Source organism: Cribrihabitans pelagius, assembly GCF_048820915.1.
Classification (GTDB): domain Bacteria; phylum Pseudomonadota; class Alphaproteobacteria; order Rhodobacterales; family Rhodobacteraceae; genus Cribrihabitans_A; species Cribrihabitans_A pelagius.
This window is the reverse complement of record NZ_JBMERR010000051.1, coordinates 1-6,659: the sequence shown is the minus strand read 5'-3', so window position 1 is coordinate 6,659 and position 6,659 is coordinate 1. Positions and strand designations below refer to the sequence as shown.

General features: G+C 64.3%; 10 protein-coding genes and 1 pseudogene. 9 read left to right on the top strand and 2 right to left on the bottom strand.

What is annotated here, in order from left to right; all coding sequences use genetic code 11:
- From ACOHX0_RS21685 to ACOHX0_RS21675, 3 genes are all read left to right on the top strand, one after another.
- Positions 1-213, top strand: a 213-nt coding sequence (locus tag ACOHX0_RS21685; protein WP_420679331.1) for a transposase, incomplete at its 5' end; no start/stop codon positions are given.
- Between the two features lie 30 nt (positions 214-243).
- Positions 244-663, top strand: coding sequence for a hypothetical protein (locus ACOHX0_RS21680; RefSeq protein ID WP_420679330.1), 420 nt, complete (start codon positions 244-246; stop codon positions 661-663).
- A gap of 287 nt (positions 664-950) precedes the next feature.
- Positions 951-1,193: a hypothetical protein gene (locus tag ACOHX0_RS21675; RefSeq protein WP_420679328.1), complete on the top strand. Its 243-nt coding sequence runs from the start codon at positions 951-953 to the stop codon at positions 1,191-1,193.
- Between the two features lie 80 nt (positions 1,194-1,273).
- Here ACOHX0_RS21675 and ACOHX0_RS21670 read toward each other — a convergent pair whose 3' ends face one another.
- Positions 1,274-1,411: an entericidin A/B family lipoprotein gene (locus ACOHX0_RS21670; RefSeq protein ID WP_420679327.1), complete on the bottom strand. Its 138-nt coding sequence runs from the start codon at positions 1,409-1,411 to the stop codon at positions 1,274-1,276.
- 159 nt (positions 1,412-1,570) lie between these two features.
- Here ACOHX0_RS21670 and ACOHX0_RS21665 point away from each other — a divergent pair, with 159 nt between their 5' ends.
- The 6 genes and pseudogenes from ACOHX0_RS21665 (at position 1,571) to ACOHX0_RS21640 (ending at position 6,086) form a co-directional block, all read left to right on the top strand.
- The gene (locus ACOHX0_RS21665) at positions 1,571-1,885 is read left to right on the top strand and encodes a TraR/DksA family transcriptional regulator (RefSeq protein ID WP_420679326.1); all 315 of its coding nucleotides are present in this window, start codon (positions 1,571-1,573) and stop codon (positions 1,883-1,885) included.
- A gap of 245 nt (positions 1,886-2,130) precedes the next feature.
- Positions 2,131-2,784: a protein-L-isoaspartate O-methyltransferase family protein gene (locus tag ACOHX0_RS21660; RefSeq protein ID WP_420679325.1), complete on the top strand. Its 654-nt coding sequence runs from the start codon at positions 2,131-2,133 to the stop codon at positions 2,782-2,784.
- A 139-nt stretch (positions 2,785-2,923) separates the two neighbouring features.
- Positions 2,924-4,348: a TolC family outer membrane protein gene (locus tag ACOHX0_RS21655; RefSeq protein WP_420679324.1), complete on the top strand. Its 1,425-nt coding sequence runs from the start codon at positions 2,924-2,926 to the stop codon at positions 4,346-4,348.
- Between the two features lie 77 nt (positions 4,349-4,425).
- Positions 4,426-5,343: a hypothetical protein gene (locus tag ACOHX0_RS21650; protein ID WP_420679323.1), complete on the top strand. Its 918-nt coding sequence runs from the start codon at positions 4,426-4,428 to the stop codon at positions 5,341-5,343.
- Positions 5,344-5,610: 267 nt separating this feature from the next.
- Positions 5,611-5,856, top strand: a pseudogene (locus ACOHX0_RS21645) (transposase); the annotation flags it as partial.
- 20 nt (positions 5,857-5,876) lie between these two features.
- Positions 5,877-6,086: a hypothetical protein gene (locus ACOHX0_RS21640; protein ID WP_420679332.1), complete on the top strand. Its 210-nt coding sequence runs from the start codon at positions 5,877-5,879 to the stop codon at positions 6,084-6,086.
- Positions 6,087-6,375: 289 nt separating this feature from the next.
- Here the strand turns inward: ACOHX0_RS21640 and ACOHX0_RS21635 are convergent.
- A partial coding sequence (locus tag ACOHX0_RS21635) for a transposase (RefSeq protein WP_420679321.1) occupies positions 6,376-6,659 on the bottom strand: 284 nt, incomplete at its 5' end.

The following is a 6,659-nucleotide window of genomic DNA, read 5'->3' as shown; positions in this document are numbered from 1 at the left end:
AAAGACAAAGGGATACGCGCGTGTATCCCCGGTCGGAAACAGCGGAAGAAACCGGTCAAGTACGACAAGCGCCGCTACAAACGCCGCAATCGGATCGAGATCATGTTCGGCAGGCTGAAGGATTGGCCGCGTGTGGCGACCCGATACGACAGATGCCCGAAGGTCTTCCTCTCAGCCATCGCCCTCGCCGCACTCGTCATTTACTGGCTATGAGTCCTGACCCTAGAGCGCTTGGGCCACTTCATGTCGCAGACTGGTATCGGCCCGGAGCAGGTGGAAATTGTTTTTGAGGAGAAGAAGAATGATTACAAGAAGCTAAGGAACCTTATAGGAACTATGCAGAATACACCGCACGACGATCGGGCGCGTTACCTGTCAAGAATAACTCCACATCGAATAAGGGCGCAGGCAAAGAAAGATGAAATCTTACTTTCGCTGGCCGATTTGACTGCGTTTAGCTTGTATCAATCTGTTTCAAAGCTTCACTCCAATTTTGGTTATCCAGAATTTCACTACATGAGAGAGCTTCGCCCAAAGTTCTGGAACAACCCAAAGGGCAAAAAGATTGCAAACTTTGGAGTGAAGTACATTCAGGGACCATTCAAGATGAACTTGGAAGGTGACGCACTGAAATTTGCGCTTTCTATGTACCAAGATAAGTGACTGCTTAACAAACACCTGTGACTGAATACGGGTCCTTCTCTTCCACCGGCCGCAGGCCGGGCAGCGCCCGACCCTCCCGTCAAACCGCAGGTTTGCCTCCGGCAAACGGGAGGGCGCTTCGCACCCACCCAGGCTCGGGCGCTGCCCACCGTGAAACGAGCAAAGGCCGGCTTTCCGCCTCGATGCGCCACTCTCCGCCCATCCGCCGCCTCCCAGCAACTCTCCGGATGAAAACGCGCGCATTCCGTGTTATCCTCCGCCTCGTTCACCTTGGGGAGGATGACATCATGAAATACCTGACTTGGGCCGCAGCCTTCAGCCTGCTGGCATCACCGGTTTTCGCCAGCCAGTGCCCAGCCGATATTGCTGCCATCGACGAGGCGATTGCCGCGGGCACCGAGCTGTCGGAGGCCGATCTGGCGCGGGTTCAGGAGCTGCGCGACGAAGGGCAGGAGCTGCATGACGCGGGCGAGCATGACGCCTCGGTCGAGACCCTGGCCGAAGCCAAGGAGATGCTCGGAATCGAATGAGCCGGCCGCGGCCGGCAGCAAACCGAACGCCCGGCGGCTGGCCGGGCGTTTTCTATGCATCAGCGTACCAGCCGGAAAACTCAGAAACTGTTCTGCACGTCCTGCGCCGCGCCGGTGATGGCCTGCCCGGCCTTGGAGATGTCGCGGCCTGCGCCCTTGGTGGTCTCGCAGGCGCCAAGGCCCAGGCAGGCCAATGCGATTAATAGTGTGCGAATCATGTCTCTGTCCTTTTTCGGCCGCCGGGGCGCGTGTGGATGTGAAGGATTTTCCGCATTGGTTGCGGTCCTCCCATATCCTGCGAGTTCATTGACGGAGGTCAATGTGCTACAGTCCCCCGGTGTTAGGGTGCGCGACAACCGAAGCGGAGGAGGCGAAGTATGGAATTATCCATGTCGAAGGAACTTCTTGAAGGTAAGCGCAAGACACTCCCGGGGACGCTGGGCGGCCCGGTGCAGCCCGGCCCTGCCGCGCCGCGCAGATCCAGCCGCGGCATTTCGGCCCGGCGGATCGTGGCGGCGCCGCTGGCGGAAACCGCGCCGGTCTGCGTTGAAGAGCTGCGCGCCATCGACGTGGCGCTCGCCCGCCTGCGGGAGGGCTCCTACGGCTACTGCCAGATCTGCGGCAGCGACATCTCCAGCGAGTGGCTGAGGGAAAGCCCCTCATCCCCGTTCTGCTACAGCTGCTCGCAATAAGGCAGATGCCGCGCCCGGCGGTGCCGGGACGGCTCGGGATCAGGGCGCCAAGACCTAAGATGCCAAGACCTGAAGTGAAGGCTGCGGCGTCCGGCATACTGTGCCGGGCGCCGTATTTTTGCCGCCTGCGGCCAATCCGCCGCAGCCTGCCGCGGGCAGGCCGCATTCCGGCACGGGCCCCGTTGCCGTGCCGCGGCGGATGTGCCACAACCTCAGATAACAGACTGAACAGACGAGTTTAGCAGATGCCCGATTTCGCCGAACGCCGCCGCATGATGGTCGACACCCAGGTGCGGCCCTCGGATGTCACCAAATATCCGGTCATCGAGGCGATGCTCTCGGTCCCGCGCGAACAGTTCGTCCCGGCGGGCCGGCGCGAGGCAGCCTATGCCGACCAGGATCTGGAGCTTGGCCGCAACCGCGTGCTGCTGGAGGCGCGCACCTTTGCCAAGATGCTGGATGCGCTCGATATTCAGGCGGATGAGCTGGTGCTCGATGTGGGTTGCGGGCTGGGCTATTCCAGCGCCGTCGCTGCCCGGGTGGCGCAGATGGTGATCGGCGTCGAGGAGGACGGGCAGATGGCGGGCGAAGCGCAGTCACTGCTGACGGGCAGCGCCGCCGACAACGCGATCGTGCACGAAGGGCCGCTGTCTGAGGGCGCCGAAGAGCACGGGCCTTACGACGTGATCCTGGTGCAGGGCGGCGTGGAGAAGCTGCCCGCGGCGCTGGAGCAGCAACTGAAGGACGGCGGCCGGATGGCGGTGCTGTTCATGTCCGGCGCCCTGGGCGAGGTGAAGATCGGCTACAAGAGCGCGGGCCGGATCTCCTGGCGTTTTGAGTTCAACGCCACCGCTCCGGTACTGCCGGGGTTTGAGGCAGACCGGGCCTTTGCGCTCTGAGCCCGGCGACGGCCGGTCCGGCGCAGAACCTTTCTCCGCCGCGGCCTGCGGCGGGCAACATCAGACACCCCGGCCGGGACCAGCGGCGGGCAATGGCAACAACCCGCGGCGGGCGGCGCGGCAAGGGATTGGGCAAGTGATGCAAAAGAGATTTCCGGCAAGCGTTCTGAAGGCTTTCGTTATTGCAGGCGGAGTTGCTGCCGCGGGGCTGGCACCGCTGAAGGCGGCGGCCGACAACCTCACCGATGCGATGATCGGCGCCTACCGCACCAGCGGCCTGCTGGAACAGAACCGCGCCCTGTTGCGGGTGACCGACGAGGATGCGGCGATTGCGCTGTCGGCCCTGCGGCCGCTGGTGCAATGGACCATCGACGCCAACCACAGCTATTCCCGCGGCCCGTCGCAGGGCGGCTTCTTTTCCGAATCGACGCGCAACACGCTCTCCACCCAGTTGCAGCTGAGCCAGCTGCTCTATGACGGCGGCGCCACCCGCCTGCGCCGCCAGGCCGCGCAAGAGCTGGTGCTCGCGACCCGGCAGCAGCTGGTCAGCGTCGAGCAGCAAGTGCTGTTCAGCGCCGTGCAAGCTTATGTCGGCGTTTTGCAGGCGCAGGAGATCGTCGCCCTGCGGCAGAACAACCGCCGCCTGCTGCAAGAGGAACTGAAGGCCGCGCAGGACCGTTTCGAGGTGGGCGAGGTGACCCGCACCGATGTTGCCCTGGCCGAAAGCCGCGTGGCCGCCGCCCGCGCCAGTGTGACCGATGCCCAAGGCGATCTGCTCACCGCGAAGGCGACCTATGCCCAAGTGGTCGGCCGCGCGCCCGGCCCGATTGCGGGCCAGCCGAGCCTGCCGCCGCAGGTCTCGCCGCTGAACAAGGCGCAGGCAATTGCCCTGCGCAACCAGCCCGATCTCCTGAGCCAGCAGCGCTCGGTCAAGGCGGCCGACATCCTGGTGCAGGCCTTCACCCGCGATCTCGGCCCCAGCGTCAGCCTGACCGCCCAGGCCGGTGTCAGCGAGGATCTGAACGACGGCGACGGCACCAGCAACACCACCGGCATCGGTATCCGGATGACGCAGGATCTCTATACCGGCGGCCGCAATGCGGCGCAGCGGCGCCAGGCCATTGCCCGTGCCGATGCCGAGCGCGGCAGCCTGGTCACCGTGCAGCGCCAGGTGCAGCAGGCGGTCAGTGCCGCTTATTTCGACGCCGAATCCGCGCGCGCCAGCCTGATCTCCTCGAATGAGCGTATCCGGGCCGCACAGGTCGCCTTTGACGGCATCCGCGAGGAGGCAACCCTGGGTGCGCGCACCACGCTCGACGTGCTGCAGGCCGAGCAGGAACTGCTCGACGCCCAGACCGAGCGGGTGCAGGCCCGGGCCAACCAGGCGACCGCAGCCTACCGGCTGCTGCAGGCACAGGGGCTGCTGACCGCCGCCCATCTTGGCCTGCCGGTGGAGATCTATGATCCGGCGCTCTACTACAACCTCGTGAAGGACGCGCCCGCGCACATCAGCAAGCGCGGCAAGGACCTGGACCGTGTTCTCAAGGCCTTGCGCCGCAACTGAGAATCCAGCTGATTGTTGTGCGGGAGCGGGAAGCCCGCTACACTCTTTCCCAAAAGGCAAGAGTGGTAATCCGAAACATGTCCGATCCCGTTACGCATGCCGAAATAGAAGACGTGCTGTCCTCGATCCGCCGCTTGGTGAGCGAGGACGGCCGCCCCCAGGAAGCGGCGCCGAAGCCTGCCGGGAGGCTGGTGCTGACCCCGGCGTTGCGGGTGCACGAGAAACCGGATCAGCCGGAGGGTGCCGCAGCAGGCGCCGCGCAGGAGCGGACTGGGCCTTCGGGACCGGGGCCGGCGCTGGACCATCTTGCCGGGATGGAGTGCCTGAAGCTCAACGGTGCGGACGCAGTTCCTGAGGCGGGCGCTGGCATCTGGGCGGAGCCGGAGGCGTCCGCGGGAGCAGATGCCGCCGCTGGCCCTTGCGCCAAGGACGAAATCCAGCGCGTCCCGGAAGAGCGGGATGCGCATGCCGAAGCGCCAGATGCCGAAGCCCCCTGGGCCGATCCGCGCGCCACGCTTTTTTCCGCTGCAACCGCTGCGCCCCGGATCAACGGCAACGCAAACACCGCAGGCGGCCGTGCGGCCTCGGTATTGCAGAAGATCGCCGAGCTGGAAGCCAAGGTCGCCCAATCGCCCGGCGAATGGGAACCCGACGGCGCCTCGCAGGACCCGTTCTCCGGCACCGCGACCGGCACCATCGTCTGGCAGGACGACCTGGAGACGGCGCAGACCGGGGCCGCTGCCGCCGGAGAGGGCGGCAACGCTCCGGACAGGGACATGGACGCGGACTTGGCGGAGACCGCCTTGACCGATACCGCACTGGCGAGCCTGCCGCCGGAGGCCGCCTACCACGACGAGGACAGTCTGCGCGAACTTGTGGCCTCCATCGTGCGCGAAGAGCTGCAGGGCGCCCTTGGCGAACGCATCACCCGCAACATCCGCAAGCTGGTGCGCCGGGAAATCCACCGGGTGCTGTCCACCCAGGATTTGCTCTAAGCGGGTCCCCCTGCGGCGAGGCTGGGCGGCATCGGACTCCCGCCCTCCGCAGCGGGGTAGCCTCTCAATTTTCGACCCGTTGAACGCGCCCACGCGACGGCCTCCGGAAAGAGCGGGGGCGGTCCCGCCCGTCTCGGTACTTTTTGGCAAAAGCCCCTCTCCAGTTGGGCCGGGCGGACCTGGCGCAGCCAGGGGCGGCTGGCAGGCGCGGGAGAACCCTCTGGCCGGGCAGAGGCGTCGGCTTAACCGTGGTTAGCGCCCCACGTTGTGGCGCCTATCCCTTGCTGCGAGATCTTGCACATCTCACAGAGGGGAGTGCGTTTCGCATTGTGCGCTGGAAATTCGTTTCTCAAATCATTGGGGGTCGAGATCTACGCGCCGGGTCACCGGCGTTGGCCGGATGAAGCCAAGGCCCGGGCGGTGGCGGACACGCTCGAGCCAGGCGCGACGGTGAATGGCGTGGCTGCGCGCTACGGAATCTTAGCGAACCAGCTGCCGGCCTGGCGTCGGCTGGCGAAGCAGGGGGGCTGGTATTGCCAGCGGCGGAGCTGGACGAACCGGCCTTCGCCCCGCTGGTGGTCTGCGATGTGCCGGAGGGGCAGCCGGAGCCGGACATTGCCGCATCAGCAGAAGTGATCCGGATCGTTTCGGGCGAAGTCAGGATCGAGCTGGCGCCCGGCACGCCCGCAATCCGGATCGCAGAACGATGGGACTCGAACTTTCTGTCAAACATTTGTTTTTGAAGATTTCTGGACCAACCGCATCCATCACCCCACATTACCTCCCACAAACTTTCAAGAGATTTCTGAACCAGCACAAGCTATTTGAGCTGTAAACCGAATGAGACTGGCGGGATAACTTTCCGCCGAAGTTGCCTTGGCCTTCACTGGTCCGCGTAATAAACTGGTATCAAACAACATCATTGTGCACGCAGCTTGGGATCACCATGGAAAGAGACGAAATGTGAACCGAAGCTGTCGATGGTCACGTCCGTCAAGCTGGTGCAATTTTCCAGATGGCCTGAGGTCATGATCAGGCGGCCTGGGTTGTTATGCTGAGAATGGGATCTGTCTCCTCATGGTCGATCTGGGCGAAGGCCTCGACCTGCATGTATCGGCTTGCGGTCTGCCATTCGTCGTTCTGTTCGAACAGCACGGCGCCGATCAGGCGGGTGATGGAGGCCTCATTCGGGAAGATGCCGACCACATCGGCGCGGCGCTTCACCTCCTTGTTCAGACGTTCAATCGGATTGGCGCTGTGCAGCTTGGTCCGATGCTGGCGGGGAAAGGCCATATAGGCCAGCACGTCGTGTTCGC

Bases quoted from the DNA above. Each gene is read 5' to 3' on its own strand.
- ACOHX0_RS21665 (WP_420679326.1), top strand. From the start codon at position 1,571: ATGGAATTATCCATGTCGAAGGAACTTCTTGAAGGTAAGCGCAAGACA.
- ACOHX0_RS21675 (WP_420679328.1), top strand. From the start codon at position 951: ATGAAATACCTGACTTGGGCCGCAGCCTTCAGCCTGCTGGCATCACCG.
- ACOHX0_RS21655 (WP_420679324.1), top strand. From the start codon at position 2,924: ATGCAAAAGAGATTTCCGGCAAGCGTTCTGAAGGCTTTCGTTATTGCA.
- ACOHX0_RS21660 (WP_420679325.1), top strand. From the start codon at position 2,131: ATGCCCGATTTCGCCGAACGCCGCCGCATGATGGTCGACACCCAGGTG.
- ACOHX0_RS21650 (WP_420679323.1), top strand. From the start codon at position 4,426: ATGTCCGATCCCGTTACGCATGCCGAAATAGAAGACGTGCTGTCCTCG.
- ACOHX0_RS21680 (WP_420679330.1), top strand. From the start codon at position 244: ATGTCGCAGACTGGTATCGGCCCGGAGCAGGTGGAAATTGTTTTTGAG.
- ACOHX0_RS21670 (WP_420679327.1), bottom strand. From the start codon at position 1,411: ATGATTCGCACACTATTAATCGCATTGGCCTGCCTGGGCCTTGGCGCC.